Genomic DNA, 16849 nt, shown 5'->3' on the forward strand with positions numbered 1-16849 from the left:
ATTATTACCGCAGCGATTGTCGGCTGGTGGCGTAACCGGAAGTAAGGTGAAAACGGGCGTCAGGCTGCCGTGATGGCAATATGCGCCCGAAACCGGCCGCAGGGGTAACAGCCTGCGGCCATTTTTGTCTTTATCTCTTCCACAAGTAAATATTGGCAACCCGAGCTGGAAGCATCATCCAGAGCACTCATGAAACGACTGTAACAGCTGTTGAAAAACCGGAATGCACTCTTCATTGCAAACATTTCAGGGATGAAGTGAAGATGAATTGAGACGTAGTATCCACATCAAGCCGGCGTTATCCGGTGAGGCGCAATGTTGCGGGGGCTTTATCCCTGGTGGCATTGGTTGCTGGAAAGAGAAAACCCCCGCACGTTGAGAGGTTTAACCTGACAATAGAACGGGGGCTAATCTTGAACCAGAACAATTCAAGAATAGCCGCAAAATGTTGTCATTACAACAAGGCGGCTATATGACGCTCGCGCAGTTTGCCATGATTTTCTGGCACGACCTGGCAGCACCGATCCTGGCGGGAATTATTACCGCAGCGATTGTCGGCTGGTGGCGTAACCGGAAGTAAGGTGAAAACGGGCGTCAGGCTGCCGTGATGGCAATATGCGCCCGAAACCGGCCGCAGGGGTAACAGCCTGCGGCCTTTTTTGTATCTGGCACCCATGAAAAAGTCTTAACGCAGAACGCTAAGACTTTATTTTTCAAGCAAAAAAGATTACTTGCTGGTATCCAGTTCTTCGAAACCTTTCACCAGATCATCAATCGCTTTCATCTGCTTGAGGAACGGTTCCAGTTTAGCCAGCGGCAGCGCGGATGGACCATCACATTTCGCATGTTCCGGATCCGGATGCGCTTCAATAAACAGCCCCGCCAGACCTACCGCCATACCGGCTCGTGCCAGCTCAGCCACCTGAGCACGACGACCACCGGAAGCTGCGCCAAACGGATCGCGGCATTGCAGTGCGTGGGTCACGTCGAAAATCACCGGCGAGTTACCAGACACTTTCTTCATAATGCTGAAGCCCAGCATATCGACAACCAGGTTGTCATAGCCGAAGTTAGCACCACGATCGCAAAGAATCACTTTTTCGTTGCCGCCTTCTTTGAATTTATCAACGATATTACCCATCTGTCCCGGGCTGACAAACTGTGGTTTCTTGACGTTAATTACCGCACCGGTTTTCGCCATGGCTTCAACCAGGTCAGTCTGGCGAGCAAGAAACGCCGGCAACTGAATCACATCCACGACATCAGCAACGGGCTGTGCCTGACTTGGTTCGTGAACGTCGGTGATAATTTTCACGCCAAAAGTCTGCTTCAACTCCTGGAAGATTTTCATCCCTTCTTCCAGGCCCGGTCCACGATAAGAGTGGATGGAGGAGCGGTTGGCTTTGTCAAAAGAGGCTTTGAACACGTAAGGGATACCCAGTTTCTGGGTCACAGTTACGTAGTGCTCGCAAATGCGCATCGCCAGATCGCGAGATTCCAGCACGTTCATACCGCCAAACAGTACGAACGGCAGGTCATTTGCTACGTTGATGTCGCCAATGCTAACCACTTTTTGTTTCATAGGATCGCCTTAATCTTGAGTAAAATGTCGATTAATTAATGCAGCACAATATGTTTATGCGCGATGTTATTTATTTGCGCACGGATCATTTCGCTGATCGGGTCTTCCGGACACTGTTCAACGAAATAACTTAAATCGTTCAACGCAACGTGTTCGCAATCCAGTTGCGCATAAATCAACCCGCGATCGCGAATTTCATAGGGATCTTCAGGGTTGAATTGTAATAAAGCTTCGCTGGTGCGTAACGCCAGCTCCATCTGATTTTCTTCCATCAACGAGGCTTTGAGTGTATCCAGCAATTTGCGGATTACCTCAATGTTATCAGCTTCATCAAGGTCTTCATAAAACAGTTCCGCCGACGGGCTGATATTTCCCTTTAACCATACGTCCAGCATATGTTCGCTTAACGATTCACCGTTAAAAGGATTAATCAGCCAAATTTCGCCATCCGGACATTCAATGCGCAATATCAGCTGCGTAGGGAAAATCACCGGCAGCAGCGGCAAATCGAGACGATTCGCGACCCATAATAAAACCGCACCTAATGATACCGCACTGCCCTGTCGATTCTTTAACACCTGGTCCAGCCATAATGCATCGGAAAGACGATAAACGCCGCGTGAGGCTTTAAATCCCCAGTCGCCGTAAAACAGCGCGATCAGTTTTTCCAGCTGCTCTTCTAAAGGCAGAAGCTGGCTGATTTCTTCCTTCGCCAGACTAACGAGACGCTCCAGTTCGTCGTAAACATCTTGCGAGGGAAAATCGCGGCGGATTGCTTCGCAAGCCAGGATCATGCCTTCGCACAATGGCGCTTTATTAAATTCGAAATCAGCTAACGATCTCATGACTTACCCCAGTAACGGTACTTTTGTGGTGGCGAGTTTAATGATGATGTACAGCACCACCAACGCCAGCGGGAAGGCAATAATGCGCGCCTGCTGACTGTGCATACGACGATAATCGAGTGCAATAAAACCCAAAACGATATAAATGATAACTCCAAACAGCTTTTCAGTCAGCCACTGTGCCTGCCCGGAAAATGGCAGGATGTGCGCTTTAGCCATCAACGCAATGCCGCTTAACAATAACACCGTATCGACAACCGGCGGCACAATGCGCGTCCAGCGAGCAAATGCCTGTGGATGCTTCTGATAACGTAGCCAGAAACGTAAGGTTAATAGCCCAACAGAAAGCGCGATACTAATAAGATGAACACTAAGCAGTGTAGAAAAACTTGTCATTGATAATAGCGGCCGAGCGTTACGCGCTCGTTATCACCATAGTCACGGCAGGTTTCGACGTCATGATACCCCGCGAGGATAAATGCTTGTCGCACCGCTTCGCCCTGCTGCCAGCCATGTTCCAGAAGCAGAAAGCCGCCGGATACCAGCGCGTTACGCGACTGTTCGATGATATGCACGATGTCTGCCATTCCACTGTCTGCCGCAACCAGCGCAGTGAGCGGCTCAAAGCGGACATCGCCTTGTTGAAGATGTGGGTCCTGCTCGTCAATATACGGCGGATTGCTGACAATCATCGCAAACTGCTGCCCGGCTAGCGCGCTAAACCAGTCGCTTTGCAGAATGTGGATATTTTTGATCGCCAGATGCTGGGCATTACGTTGTGCCAGGGAGACAGCATCAGGCATACGATCTACAGCGATAATTTCGCAGTCCGGGCGCTCGCTAGCCAGCGCAAGCGCAATCGCCCCGGTACCCGTCCCGAGATCAAGAATACGGCAAGGTTGTTCAGGCAACCGCGCCAGTGCCTGCTCCACCAGACACTCCGTATCCGGGCGCGGAATTAAGGTCGCTGGCGAAACAAATAACGGCAACGACCAGAATTCTCGCACCCCGGTTAAATGAGCAATGGGTTCACCATCGCGACGACGTGTCAGTAGCGCATCAAGTTGCTGACATTGTTCGTCAGTCAGCTGCGTTTCACCAAAGGCGAGAATAAAAGTACGCCCTCTGCCGGTAACATGCTCCAGCAGGATTTCAGCATCACGCCGCGGGCTTTCGCTCGCCTGAAGTTGGCTTATTGCTTCACGTAACCAGTGTTGATATTCCATTATTCCTGCTCGGACAACGCCGCCAGTTGGTCGGCCTGATGTTCCTGGATAATCGGTTCAATCAGCATATCCAGCTTACCTTCCATCACTTCATCCAGGCGGTAGAGCGTCAGGTTGATGCGGTGATCGGTAACGCGCCCCTGCGGGAAATTGTAAGTACGGTTACGGTCGCTGCGATCGCCACTCCCCAGCAGGTTACGACGGGTAGACGCTTCGGCCTGTTGGCGTTTTGCCATTTCAGCAGCGTGGATGCGAGCACCGAGCACTGAAAGCGCCTTCGCTTTGTTTTTATGTTGTGAACGTTCATCCTGACATTCAACAACAATCCCGGTCGGCAAGTGAGTAATACGAATTGCCGAATCGGTGGTATTAACGTGCTGACCACCCGCCCCTGACGAGCGGAAAGTATCAATGCGTAAATCTGCTGGGTTGATGTCCGGCAGTTCTGCGTCAGGCAGTTCTGGCATTACCGCAACGGTACAAGCAGAAGTATGAATACGACCCTGCGATTCCGTAGCAGGAACACGCTGCACGCGATGACCGCCAGATTCAAATTTCAGACGACCATACACACCATCACCGCTAATTTTGGCGATGATCTCTTTATAACCACCATGTTCACCCTCGCTGGCGCTCATGATTTCTACCCGCCAGCGGCGGGCTTCGGCGTAACGGCTGTACATACGGAACAGATCGCCTGCGAACAGCGCCGCTTCGTCGCCGCCGGTTCCGGCTCGGACTTCGAGGAAGGCGTTACGTTCGTCATCAGGATCTTTTGGCAGTAACAGAACCTGTAATTGCTGTTCCAGTTGCTCGCTTTTTTCTTTAGCTTTGCGCAGTTCATCCTGCGCCATCTCACGCATTTCAGGATCATCGAGCATCATCTGTGCGGTTTCGATATCTTCCTGAACCTGTTGCCAGTCGGTAAAACAGCGCGAAACATCACTTAACTGCGCATATTCGCGTGATAATGCGCGAAAACGTTCCTGGTCGGCGATAGTTTGCGCGTCACCCAGCAACGCCTGAACTTCTTCATGGCGTTCATGCAGGGCTTCCAGTTTGGCAACGATAGAAGGCTTCATAGGCGTAAATGCACCCTGTAAAAAAAGAAAATGATGTACTGCTACTCCAGCCCGAGGCTGTCGCGCAGAATATTCAGGCGTTCGTTATCCCCGTCACGGGCGGCCTGTTGAAGTGATTTCGTTGGCGCATGGATCAAGCGGTTAGTCAGTTTCCATGCCAGATCCTGCATAATGGCTTGCGCGTCGCCGCCCTGCTCAAGGGCCGCTAACGCTTTGGCGGTTAACTCATCGCGAACGTGCTCTGCCTGGCTGCGATACTCGCGAATGGTTTCGCTGGCGCTTTGTGCTCGCAGCCACGCCATAAATTCGCTGGTTTCCTGAGCGACAATAGTTTCCGCCTCAACCGCTGCGGCTTTACGCTGCGCCAGGTTGTGCGAAATGATGCTTTGCAGATCGTCCACACTATAAAGATAAGCATTCGCCAGTTTGCCAACTTCCGGCTCAACATCGCGCGGAACGGCAATATCCACCAACAGCATTGGTTGGTTACGACGACTTTTTAATGCGCGCTCCACCATGCCTTTCCCGATAATCGGTAACGGGCTGGCGGTGGAACTGATGATGATATCGGCTTCGCGCAGACGTTCGTCGATCTCACTCAGGGCAATCACTTCCGCGCCAACTTCATCTGCCAGAATTTGGGCACGTTCGCGAGTGCGGTTGGCGATAATCATCTTCTGTACTTTATGTTCGCGCAGATGACGCGCTACCAGCTCGATGGTTTCGCCCGCGCCTACCAGCAACACTGTGACCGTAGAGAGCGATTCAAAGATCTGCCGCGCCAGCGTACAAGCCGCAAAAGCGACAGACACAGCACTGGCACCGATATCTGTTTCAGTGCGAACGCGTTTCGCTACAGAGAAAGATTTCTGGAACATGCGTTCCAGTTCGCTGGCCTTCATATGACCTTTTTGCGAATCGGCAAACGCTTTTTTAACCTGACCGAGGATCTGCGGCTCCCCAAGAACCAGTGAATCCAGGCCGCTGGCAACACGCATTAAATGGCTAACCGCGTCGTTATCCTGATGCCAGTAGAGGCTTTTACGCAGATCTTCTTCATTAAGATTGTGATAATCGCAAAGCCAGCGGATTAACGCCTCTTGCAGGTTATCCTGCTCTTCAACGCTAAGATAAAGTTCCGTGCGGTTGCACGTCGACAGCACCACGCCGCCCTGCACCATCGGCTGCGCAAGCAGGCTGTCAAGCGCCTGATCGAGCTTATCCGGCGAAAACGATACACGTTCTCGCAGCGATACAGGTGCCGTTTTATGGTTGATACCGAGTGCTAAAAGGGTCATGTCTGCGGGAAATAATACCAACGTTGATAGGGTTAGTCTGCTTGCATCATACAGGATGCGTAAGATCAATAAAAGAGAGCGCCCCCTTTTGGAGTAATTGCCGAAAGCCGTTAGATTCTGGCAATTAAGACAACTTGAACATAGACGATAGCGGACGGTAACGCTAGCATTAAGGGTTATAACTGCAACGTATCTCAAGGACTTGTCATCACTATGCCCCTGCCCGATTTTCGTCTTATCCGCCTGCTACCGCTGGCTGCTCTTGTGCTCACTGCCTGTTCCGTTACCACGCCCAAAGGTCCTGGCAAAAGCCCGGATTCGCCACAATGGCGTCAGCATCAGCAAGACGTGCGCAATCTTAATCAGTATCAGACTCGCGGCGCGTTCGCTTATATTTCTGACCAACAAAAAGTGTACGCCCGCTTTTTCTGGCAGCAAACCGGCCAGGATCGCTACCGTCTGCTGCTCACTAACCCATTGGGCAGCACGGAACTGGAGCTGAATGCTCAACCGGGTAACGTGCAGTTAGTCGACAATAAAGGTCAGCGTTATACCGCCGATGACGCCGAAGAGATGATTGGCAAATTGACCGGAATGCCAATTCCGCTCAACAGCTTGCGCCAGTGGATTTTAGGTTTACCGGGTGATGCAACCGACTACAAACTGGACGACCAGTACCGCCTGAGCGAAATTACCTACAGCCAGAATGGCAAAAACTGGAAGGTTGTTTATGGTGGTTATGACACCAAAACGCATCCTGCGATGCCAGCCAATATGGAACTCACCGACGGTGGTCAACGCATCAAGTTAAAAATGGATAACTGGATAGTGAAATAATGCGGACACAGTGGCCCTCTCCGGCAAAACTTAATCTGTTTTTATACATTACCGGTCAGCGTGCGGATGGTTACCACACGCTGCAAACGCTGTTTCAGTTTCTTGATTACGGCGACACCATCAGCATTGAGCTTCGTGACGATGGGGATATTCGTCTGTTAACGCCCGTTGAAGGCGTGGAACATGAAGATAACCTGATCGTTCGCGCAGCGCGATTGTTGATGAAAACTGCGGCAGACAGCGGGCGCTTCCGACGGGAAGCGGTGCGAATATCAGCATTGACAAGCGTTTGCCGATGGGCGGCGGTCTCGGCGGTGGTTCATCCAATGCCGCGACGGTCCTGGTGGCATTAAATCATCTCTGGCAATGCGGGCTAAGCATGGATGAGCTGGCGGAAATGGGGCTGACGCTGGGCGCAGATGTTCCTGTCTTTGTTCGGGGGCATGCCGCGTTTGCCGAAGGCGTTGGTGAAATACTAACGCCGGTGGATCCGCCAGAGAAGTGGTATCTGGTGGCGCACCCTGGTGTAAGTATTCCGACTCCGGTGATTTTTAAAGATCCTGAACTCCCGCGCAATACGCCAAAAAGGTCAATAGAAACGTTGCTAAAATGTGAATTCAGCAATGATTGCGAGGTTATCGCAAGAAAACGTTTTCGCGAGGTTGATGCGGTGCTTTCCTGGCTGTTAGAATACGCCCCGTCGCGCCTGACTGGGACAGGGGCCTGTGTCTTTGCTGAATTTGATACAGAGTCTGAAGCCCGCCAGGTGCTAGAGCAAGCCCCGGAATGGCTCAATGGCTTTGTGGCGAAAGGCGTTAATCTTTCCCCATTGCACAGAGCCATGCTTTAAGCCGGGCAAGCTGAGTTTCGGTGACAACGTCACCTTGTTCCAGACGTTGCATCGCGCTCTTTAATACACCGCCTGGAAAGGATCATGCCTGGCCCGCACAGTTTTCGGCAGATTCTTTCCACCAATGGACGCATGCCTGAGGTTCTTCTCGTGCCTGATATGAAGCTTTTTGCTGGTAACGCCACCCCGGAACTAGCACAACGTATTGCCAACCGCCTGTACACTTCACTCGGCGACGCCGCTGTAGGTCGCTTTAGCGATGGCGAAGTCAGCGTACAAATTAATGAAAATGTACGCGGTGGTGATATTTTCATCATCCAGTCCACTTGTGCCCCTACTAACGACAACCTGATGGAATTAGTCGTTATGGTTGATTCCCTGCGTCGTGCTTCCGCAGGTCGTATCACCGCTGTTATCCCCTACTTTGGCTATGCGCGCCAGGACCGTCGCGTCCGTTCCGCTCGTGTACCAATCACTGCGAAAGTGGTTGCAGACTTCCTCTCCAGCGTCGGTGTTGACCGTGTGCTGACAGTGGATCTGCACGCTGAACAGATTCAGGGTTTCTTCGACGTTCCGGTTGATAACGTATTTGGTAGCCCGATCCTGCTGGAAGACATGCTGCAGCTGAATCTGGATAACCCAATTGTGGTTTCTCCGGACATCGGCGGCGTTGTGCGTGCCCGCGCTATCGCTAAGCTGCTGAACGATACCGATATGGCAATCATCGACAAACGTCGTCCGCGTGCGAACGTTTCCCAGGTGATGCATATCATCGGTGACGTTGCAGGTCGTGACTGCGTACTGGTCGATGATATGATCGACACTGGCGGTACGCTGTGTAAAGCTGCTGAAGCTCTGAAAGAACGTGGTGCTAAACGTGTATTTGCGTACGCGACTCACCCGATCTTCTCTGGCAACGCGGCGAACAACCTGCGTAACTCTGTAATTGATGAAGTCGTTGTCTGCGATACCATTCCGCTGAGCGATGAAATCAAATCACTGCCGAACGTGCGTACTCTGACCCTGTCAGGTATGCTGGCCGAAGCGATTCGTCGTATCAGCAACGAAGAATCGATCTCTGCCATGTTCGAACACTAATCGAACCCGGCTCAAAGACCCGCTGCGGCGGGTTTTTTTGTCTGTAATATCCATTTGTATGACCTATGCCTCCTTCACCTGCCATTTAGTTGACAGATGATGCGCTCACGGATGAAACATTATTGTGAACAAAATATTTTCCTCACATGTGATGCCTTTCCGCGCTCTGATCGACGCTTGCTGGAAAGAAAAATATACTGCCGCACGGTTTACCCGTGACCTGATTGCCGGGATAACCGTCGGGATTATTGCTATCCCGCTGGCGATGGCGTTGGCTATTGGTAGTGGTGTGGCACCCCAGTACGGTTTATATACCGCAGCTGTTGCGGGGATTGTCATTGCTCTGACGGGTGGGTCACGCTTTAGCGTTTCCGGTCCGACTGCGGCATTTGTGGTAATTCTCTATCCCGTGTCGCAACAGTTTGGACTGGCAGGACTGCTGGTTGCGGCCTTGCTGTCGGGGATCTTTTTGATTCTGATGGGTCTGGCACGCTTTGGTCGCCTGATTGAGTATATTCCGGTTTCCGTCACCTTAGGTTTCACCTCGGGTATCGGGATCACCATCGGTACCATGCAGATTAAAGATTTTCTCGGTCTGCAAATGGTCCATGTCCCGGAACATTATCTACAAAAAGTCGGCGCATTATTTATGGCGCTGCCGACCATTAATGTGGGTGATGCTGCCATTGGCATTGTGACGCTAGGTATTCTTGTTTTTTGGCCGCGTCTGGGCATTCGTTTACCCGGTCACCTTCCGGCCTTGCTGGCTGGTTGCGCGGTGATGGGGATTGTTAACCTGCTCGGCGGACATGTTGCTACCATCGGTTCGCAATTCCACTACGTCCTGGCCGATGGTTCTCAGGGTAACGGTATTCCGCAACTGCTGCCGCAACTGGTGCTGCCGTGGGATCTGCCTAATTCAGAATTCACGCTAACCTGGGATTCTATTCGCACACTGCTGCCTGCGGCATTCTCAATGGCAATGCTCGGCGCAATCGAATCTCTGCTCTGCGCCGTGGTACTGGATGGTATGACCGGGACGAAACACAAGGCGAACAGCGAACTGGTTGGACAGGGACTGGGGAATATTATCGCTCCATTCTTTGGTGGTATTACCGCTACAGCTGCCATCGCGCGTTCTGCCGCTAACGTCCGTGCCGGGGCAACTTCCCCTATCTCAGCGGTGATCCACTCTATTCTGGTTATTCTTGCCCTGCTGGTACTGGCACCGCTGCTCTCCTGGCTGCCGCTTTCCGCTATGGCAGCCCTGCTGTTGATGGTGGCGTGGAACATGAGTGAAGCGCATAAAGTGGTCGACTTGCTGCGTCATGCACCGAAAGATGACATCATTGTCATGCTGCTGTGCATGTCGCTGACCGTGCTGTTTGATATGGTTATTGCCATCAGCGTGGGGATCGTGCTGGCATCGCTGCTGTTTATGCGTCGTATCGCACGTATGACTCGCCTGGCACCGGTAGTCGTAGATGTTCCAGACGATGTTCTGGTACTGCGCGTTATTGGCCCGCTGTTTTTTGCTGCTGCTGAAGGCTTGTTCACGGACCTGGAGTCACGTCTTGAAGGCAAACGGATTGTGATTCTGAAGTGGGATGCCGTTCCGGTACTTGATGCTGGTGGTCTTGATGCGTTCCAGCGTTTTGTGAAGCGTCTGCCCGAAGGATGTGAACTGCGCGTGTGCAACGTGGAATTCCAGCCACTGCGCACTATGGCTCGCGCAGGCATTCAACCGATCCCGGGACGCCTCGCGTTCTTCCCGAATCGTCGCGCGGCGATGGCGGATTTATAAGTACGAGATTGACCAGTCAGCGCAAACTGACTGGTCAGCAAACTGCATTATTTGTTAGCTATGACGGCGATTATCGCTACGGCGGCAACGTTTGTCATAGTGGCGAACCCACCAGTAACGGTCGCACACCTGTTCATGCCCGCCAACACGGGCACCCGCCAGCCAGAGAATGGCACCGACGAAAATACTTAGCACTGCACCATGTGCGAAATACTGGGGCATATTAAACTGTGGTAACTGGTTGAGGATTGAATACCCCACGCCGACCACCATTACCACCAGACCCAACCCCATGAGCACGTTACCGAGTAACGAAGCGTTTTTGCGTTTCATATGTCACCTCCGGAACTTTCTGGGTTGTAACAGGGAATACCCCTCTTCCTTATGTGTAAAGTATAGACAACACCCTGTGGGTTATGTGCGGGCGTGATCACAATTACAACCCTTATTTCAACAAAACTTTACAAATAAACGCCTGAACACCTTGACTTTCTAATAGTCCACTCAGGCAATTATTACGTTATCTGCATTTGATACGCAGTTTTTTGTCAAGCGGGGCCGCAACCAGTAAACTACGCGCCAGTTATGTACACACTCAGGACAAAAAAACGTGACGATTAAATTGATTGTCGGCCTGGCGAACCCCGGTGCTGAATACGCCGCAACGCGACATAATGCTGGTGCCTGGTTCGTTGACTTACTGGCAGAGCGTTTGCGCGCTCCGCTGCGCGAAGAGGCTAAATTCTTTGGTTATACTTCGCGAGTCACTCTTGGAGGCGAAGATGTCCGCCTGTTAGTCCCGACTACATTTATGAATCTCAGCGGCAAAGCCGTTGCGGCGATGGCCAGTTTTTTCCGCATTAATCCGGACGAAATTCTGGTGGCCCACGACGAACTGGATCTGCCTCCTGGCGTCGCCAAATTAAAATTGGGCGGTGGCCATGGTGGTCACAATGGACTGAAAGACATCATCAGTAAATTGGGTAATAACCCTAACTTTCACCGTTTACGCATCGGAATCGGTCATCCGGGCGATAAAAATAAAGTTGTCGGTTTTGTGTTAGGCAAACCGCCTGTTAGTGAACAGAAGTTAATTGATGAAGCCATTGACGAAGCGGCGCGTTGTACTGAAATGTGGTTTACAGATGGCTTGACCAAAGCAACGAACCGATTGCACGCCTTTAAAGCGCAATAAGTCGTTGTCTGCGGCATTTTTGCCGAGTGCCGTGTATAATAGGCAAAGTTATTTCCATTTCTGCAATCTGTTAGCAATAACAGGTTGATTATTAAGATATTAAGGTGATTTAAATCATGGGATTCAAATGCGGTATCGTCGGTTTGCCCAACGTCGGGAAATCTACCCTGTTCAACGCGCTGACCAAAGCCGGTATTGAAGCGGCCAACTTTCCATTCTGCACCATTGAGCCGAACACAGGTGTCGTACCAATGCCTGATCCTCGCCTGGATCAACTGGCTGAAATCGTAAAACCGCAGCGTACGCTTCCCACGACCATGGAATTTGTCGATATCGCCGGTCTGGTAAAAGGCGCATCGAAAGGCGAAGGTCTGGGTAACCAGTTCCTGACCAACATCCGTGAAACCGAAGCGATCGGTCACGTTGTTCGCTGCTTTGAAAATGACAACATCATTCACGTTTCCGGCAAAGTTAACCCGGCTGACGATATTGAAGTTATCAACACCGAACTGGCGCTGGCAGACCTCGACACCTGCGAACGTGCGATTCATCGCGTACAGAAGAAAGCCAAAGGTGGCGATAAAGACGCGAAAGCTGAGCTGGCGGTCCTGGAAAAATGCCTGCCCCAGTTGGAAAATGCAGGTATGCTGCGCGCGCTGGATTTAAGCGCTGAAGAGAAAGCGGCTATTCGTTACCTGAGCTTCCTGACGCTGAAACCAACAATGTACATCGCCAACGTCAACGAAGACGGTTTTGAAAACAACCCATATCTTGACCAGGTGCGTGAAATCGCGGCGAAAGAAGGTTCTGTTGTGGTTCCGGTTTGTGCTGCTGTTGAAGCAGACATTGCCGAACTGGACGACGAAGAACGTGACGAGTTTATGCAGGAGCTTGGGCTGGAAGAGCCGGGCCTGAACCGTGTGATCCGTGCCGGTTATAAGCTGCTGAACCTGCAAACTTACTTCACCGCTGGGGTGAAAGAAGTGCGTGCATGGACCATTCCGGTTGGAGCAACCGCGCCGCAGGCAGCGGGCAAAATCCATACTGATTTTGAAAAAGGCTTTATCCGTGCACAAACCATCTCGTTTGAAGATTTCATCACTTACAAAGGTGAACAAGGCGCGAAAGAAGCAGGCAAAATGCGTGCAGAAGGTAAAGATTACATCGTGAAAGATGGCGATGTGATGAACTTCCTTTTCAACGTCTAATTAATTTATTGTCTCATGAGGTTTCGCTAAATCTCATGAAGAGCGCAAAAGTATATAAAATCACGCAATTGCGTGGATTTTTCATTTCACCGAGTCCTAATCATTCTTGTAACATCCTACACTTTTGTGCTTATTGCCTATAGTGAACCACGAGAATAATTAAAGACATAAGTGTTCAGATGACGGATATCTCATTAGCAGTGATATAACGTAAGTTTTTGTATCACTACACATCAGCCACCTTCACAGCTGATCAAAATTGATCACGCTCCAATATGCTGGCAAGATGAAAATGATAACCAGTAGCACAATAACAACGATAGGCCAGAAAACCCATTGACCAAAAATGAATATCGATGTTTTTTGCTTTTTCTTATTAGTAATGCAAAAATGGCGCATATTGTTTTTGTTATGCAGATACATCAAGCGAAATTCCCATAACTAATTAGGATTATTACAAAAAATCTTCACCAAATTTTTTAACCGCTGTTTGTTGTAATATTTTTGCCATATTTATAGTAACGAATTGGAATAAGTAACGACAACTTAGGGAATAAGTCGATATAAACTCACCTTTGTAAGGGGGATGTTAAATATATATTAATTCCTGTGTCCTGATTTTGCCCGGTAATAGAGAATTATTCTCTGAGAAGCTCATCATGATTACACCATACAAATATCATGATGATAAGAGGATATTATTCATTGATTTAAACAAAATGACAAAATCCATAGACCCATAGTCTGGGTACTATATAGGAGTGGTATGGGCATCAAACAACACAATGGGAATACCAAAGCAGATCGTCTCGCTGAATTAAAAATCCGTTCGCCCTCAATTCAACTGATAAAATTTGGCGCTATTGGTTTGAATGCAATTATCTTTTCCCCCCTGCTGATAGCTGCTGATACAGGAAGTCAATATGGCACCAATATTACTATTAATGATGGTGACAGAATTACAGGAGATACCGCCGATCCATCAGGAAACCTCTATGGTGTAATGACCCCAGCAGGAAACACGCCTGGCAATATCAACCTGGGTAATGATGTCACCGTCAATGTCAACGACGCCTCTGGATATGCAAAAGGAATCATTATTCAGGGCAAAAACAGCTCCCTGACAGCTAACCGACTCACAGTAGATGTTGTTGGTCAAACCTCTGCCATCGGCATTAACTTAATTGGTGACTATACCCATGCTGACTTAGGCACAGGCAGCACCATTAAGAGTAACGATGACGGCATCATTATTGGGCATAGCTCAACACTAACAGCCACTCAATTCACCATTGAAAACTCGAACGGTATAGGCCTAACCATCAATGACTATGGCACCAGTGTCGATCTTGGAAGCGGAAGTAAAATCACGACCGATGGAAGTACAGGTGTTTATATCGGTGGTCTCAACGGCAATAACGCCAATGGTGCTGCGCGTTTTACGGCTACAGACCTGACAATCGATGTTCAGGGCTACAGCGCCATGGGGATAAGCGTACAGAAAAACTCTGTTGTCGATCTCGGAACAAACAGTTCCATTAAAACCAATGGCGATAATGCACACGGCCTCTGGAGCTTTGGCCAGGTTAGCGCGAATGCACTCACTGTTGATGTAACTGGAGCCGCGGCCAATGGCGTCGAAGTTCGTGGTGGTACAACCACTATCGGTGCAGATAGCCATATTTCTTCCGCGCAGGGCGGTGGCCTCGTCACCAGTGGTTCAGACGCGACAATCAATTTTTCTGGCACGGCAGCGCAACGAAACAGCATCTTTTCCGGCGGTTCTTATGGTGCCTCGGCCCAGACGGCAACGGCTGTTGTCAACATGCAAAATACCGATATTACAGTTGATCGTAATGGCAGTCTGGCGCTGGGTTTGTGGGCGCTCAGCGGCGGTAGAATAACCGGAGACAGTTTGGCTATCACCGGCGCGGCAGGAGCCAGGGGAATTTATGCCATGACCAACAGCCAGATCGACCTCACGAGCGATCTGGTCATTGATATGAGTACACCCGACCAGATGGCCATTGCAATGCAACATGACGATGGTTATGCCGCCAGCCGCATCAACGCCTCGGGTCGTATGCTTATCAACGGTAGCGTTTTTTCCAAAGGTGGGCTAATCAATCTGGATATGCACCCTGGGTCGGTTTGGACAGGTTCCTCCCTCAGCGATAATGTCAATGGCGGAAAACTGGACGTTGCAATGAATAACAGCGTCTGGAACGTAACAAGTAATTCTAATCTCGACACGCTGGCGCTGAGCCATTCAACTGTCGATTTTGCCAGCCACGGGTCAACTGCCGGCACATTTGCCACATTAAACGTAGAGAACCTGAGCGGTAACAGTACCTTTATTATGCGTGCTGATGTTGTTGGCGAGGGTAATGGCGTTAATAATAAAGGGGATTTATTGAATATCAGCGGGAGTAGTGCTGGTAATCACGTATTGGCTATCCGCAACCAGGGCAGCGAGGCCACAACGGGAAATGAAGTTCTGACAGTGGTAAAAACCACTGACGGCGCGGCCTCGTTCAGCGCGTCTTCTCAGGTTGAGTTGGGGGGGATATCTGTACGATGTGCGTAAAAATGGCACTAACTGGGAGCTTTACGCTTCCGGGACAGTTCCGGAACCGACTCCTAATCCTGAACCCACACCAGCTCCCGCTCAGCCTCCCATAGTCAACCCCGATCCTACGCCTGAACCCGCTCCCACGCCTAAACCCACCACGACCGCAGATGCTGGCGGCAATTATCTCAATGTCGGTTACTTATTGAACTATGTTGAAAACCGTACGCTGATGCAACGGATGGGTGACCTGCGAAATCAGAGTAAAGACGGTAATATCTGGTTGCACAGTTATGGGGGAAGCCTGGACTCCTTTGCCAGTGGCAAACTGAGCGGCTTTGACATGGGTTACAGCGGTATCCAGTTTGGTGGGGATAAACGTCTCTCTGATGAAATGCCGTTGTATGTCGGTCTGTATATTGGCTCAACACATGCATCGCCGGACTATAGCGGAGGCGACGGTACCGCACGTTCAGACTACATGGGAATGTACGCCAGTTACATGGCACAAAACGGTTTTTACAGCGATCTCGTTATAAAAGCATCGCGCCAGAAAAATAGTTTCCACGTACTGGACAGTCATAACAACGGCGTTAACGCCAACGGCACTGCGAATGGAATGAGCATCTCCCTGGAAGCCGGGCAGAGGTTCAACCTGTCCCCTACTGGTTATGGGTTCTATATAGAGCCGCAAACCCAGCTTACATACAGCCACCAGAATGAGATGGCTATGAAGGCGAGTAATGGCCTCAATATACATCTGAATCACTACGAATCGCTGCTGGGGCGTGCCAGCATGATACTGGGGTATGACATCACCGCAGGCAACAGCCAGCTGAATGTCTATGTGAATGAGGTGTACTGGCAATAGCGGACACTACCATTTGTTCTTTTTTTAAGCAGCCATCTGATGATATTTTTCCCTGAAGGCTGCCGGGGAGATATTCCCCAGACGAGAGTGACGACGCTGACGATTGTAGAAAATCTCAATGTATTCCCGTATTACTGAGATGGCTTCATCCCGGTTATTAAAACGATAGTGGCTCAGGCTCTCATTTTTCAGCGTTCCCCAGAAGCTTTCCATCGGAGCGTTGTCGTAACAGTGACCTTTACGCGACATTGATGTTTTCAGACCAGACTGCTCCTGTATGACCCGGTAATCGTATGCGCAGTACTGTGAACCTCGATCAGAGTGGTGGATTAGCCCGGCAGGTGGGCGCTGGCTCCTGAGCGCCATAAACAGGGCTTTACCTGT

At 50.4% G+C, this 16849-nt stretch carries 15 protein-coding genes and 2 pseudogenes; 9 read left to right on the top strand and 8 right to left on the bottom strand.

Going from position 1 to position 16849, the window contains the following annotated elements; translation table 11 throughout:
• Together BFF42_RS28510 and BFF42_RS24690 are read left to right on the top strand one after the other, a co-directional pair.
• Nucleotides 1-45: a hypothetical protein gene (locus BFF42_RS28510; RefSeq protein ID WP_114149160.1), complete on the top strand. Its 45-nt coding sequence runs from the start codon at nucleotides 1-3 to the stop codon at nucleotides 43-45.
• A gap of 427 nt (nucleotides 46-472) precedes the next feature.
• Entirely contained in the window at nucleotides 473-580 is a 108-nt protein-coding gene (locus BFF42_RS24690; RefSeq protein WP_000170954.1) for a type I toxin-antitoxin system toxin Ldr family protein, read from the top strand.
• A gap of 147 nt (nucleotides 581-727) precedes the next feature.
• Here BFF42_RS24690 and kdsA read toward each other — a convergent pair whose 3' ends face one another.
• Genes kdsA through hemA form a run of 6 tightly spaced genes read right to left on the bottom strand, consistent with a single transcriptional unit; the run spans nucleotide 728 to nucleotide 6033 of the window.
• Nucleotides 728-1582: a 3-deoxy-8-phosphooctulonate synthase gene (gene kdsA, locus BFF42_RS24695; RefSeq protein WP_000811065.1), complete on the bottom strand. Its 855-nt coding sequence runs from the start codon at nucleotides 1580-1582 to the stop codon at nucleotides 728-730.
• A 35-nt stretch (nucleotides 1583-1617) separates the two neighbouring features.
• Nucleotides 1618-2427 (bottom strand): invasion regulator SirB1, encoded by an 810-nt coding sequence (gene sirB1 / locus BFF42_RS24700; RefSeq protein WP_001257044.1) that lies wholly within the window; start codon nucleotides 2425-2427, stop codon nucleotides 1618-1620.
• A gap of 3 nt (nucleotides 2428-2430) precedes the next feature.
• A complete protein-coding gene (gene sirB2 / locus BFF42_RS24705; RefSeq protein ID WP_000200378.1) occupies nucleotides 2431-2823 on the bottom strand; it encodes an invasion regulator SirB2 in 393 nt (130 codons plus the stop codon).
• Entirely contained in the window at nucleotides 2820-3653 is an 834-nt protein-coding gene (gene prmC / locus BFF42_RS24710; protein WP_000456467.1) for a peptide chain release factor N(5)-glutamine methyltransferase, read from the bottom strand. The genes sirB2 and prmC overlap by 4 nt, the downstream gene beginning before the upstream one ends.
• Nucleotides 3653-4735, bottom strand: coding sequence for a peptide chain release factor 1 (gene prfA, locus BFF42_RS24715; RefSeq protein WP_000804740.1), 1083 nt, complete (start codon nucleotides 4733-4735; stop codon nucleotides 3653-3655). Before prfA ends, prmC begins: the two co-directional genes overlap by 1 nt.
• 41 nt (nucleotides 4736-4776) lie before the next feature.
• A complete protein-coding gene (gene hemA / locus BFF42_RS24720) occupies nucleotides 4777-6033 on the bottom strand; it encodes a glutamyl-tRNA reductase (protein WP_000173200.1) in 1257 nt (418 codons plus the stop codon).
• Between the two features lie 213 nt (nucleotides 6034-6246).
• On the opposite strand from hemA, the gene lolB reads away from it, so the two are divergent.
• From lolB to dauA, 4 genes and pseudogenes are all read left to right on the top strand, one after another.
• Nucleotides 6247-6870 (top strand): lipoprotein insertase outer membrane protein LolB, encoded by a 624-nt coding sequence (lolB, locus tag BFF42_RS24725; protein WP_001130690.1) that lies wholly within the window; start codon nucleotides 6247-6249, stop codon nucleotides 6868-6870.
• Nucleotides 6870-7720, top strand: a pseudogene (ispE, locus tag BFF42_RS24730) (4-(cytidine 5'-diphospho)-2-C-methyl-D-erythritol kinase). Before lolB ends, ispE begins: the two are co-directional and overlap by 1 nt.
• 150 nt (nucleotides 7721-7870) lie before the next feature.
• Nucleotides 7871-8818 carry a ribose-phosphate diphosphokinase gene (prs, locus tag BFF42_RS24735; protein WP_012421410.1) on the top strand — a complete coding sequence of 316 codons (948 nt, stop codon included), beginning with the start codon at nucleotides 7871-7873 and terminating at the stop codon, nucleotides 8816-8818.
• A 124-nt stretch (nucleotides 8819-8942) separates the two neighbouring features.
• Nucleotides 8943-10622, top strand: coding sequence for a C4-dicarboxylic acid transporter DauA (dauA, locus tag BFF42_RS24740; protein ID WP_001033336.1), 1680 nt, complete (start codon nucleotides 8943-8945; stop codon nucleotides 10620-10622).
• Nucleotides 10623-10676: 54 nt separating this feature from the next.
• On the opposite strand, the gene ychH is transcribed toward dauA, so the two are convergent.
• Nucleotides 10677-10955, bottom strand: coding sequence for a stress-induced protein YchH (ychH, locus tag BFF42_RS24745; RefSeq protein ID WP_000823885.1), 279 nt, complete (start codon nucleotides 10953-10955; stop codon nucleotides 10677-10679).
• Nucleotides 10956-11232: 277 nt separating this feature from the next.
• On the opposite strand from ychH, the gene pth reads away from it, so the two are divergent.
• From pth to BFF42_RS24760, 3 genes and pseudogenes are all read left to right on the top strand, one after another.
• Nucleotides 11233-11817 (top strand): aminoacyl-tRNA hydrolase, encoded by a 585-nt coding sequence (gene pth / locus BFF42_RS24750; RefSeq protein ID WP_000152941.1) that lies wholly within the window; start codon nucleotides 11233-11235, stop codon nucleotides 11815-11817.
• 116 nt (nucleotides 11818-11933) lie between these two features.
• Nucleotides 11934-13025, top strand: coding sequence for a redox-regulated ATPase YchF (ychF, locus tag BFF42_RS24755; RefSeq protein WP_000505866.1), 1092 nt, complete (start codon nucleotides 11934-11936; stop codon nucleotides 13023-13025).
• 766 nt (nucleotides 13026-13791) lie between these two features.
• Nucleotides 13792-16444: pseudogene (locus tag BFF42_RS24760) on the top strand (autotransporter outer membrane beta-barrel domain-containing protein); the annotation flags it as partial.
• A 45-nt stretch (nucleotides 16445-16489) separates the two neighbouring features.
• On the opposite strand, the gene BFF42_RS24765 reads toward BFF42_RS24760, so the two are convergent.
• The coding region (locus tag BFF42_RS24765) for an integrase core domain-containing protein (protein WP_146753229.1) at nucleotides 16490-16849 on the bottom strand (360 nt) is incomplete at its 5' end.

The organism is Shigella sp. FC1661 (assembly GCF_001712525.1).
In the GTDB taxonomy this organism is placed as follows: Bacteria; Pseudomonadota; Gammaproteobacteria; order Enterobacterales; family Enterobacteriaceae; genus Escherichia; species Escherichia coli.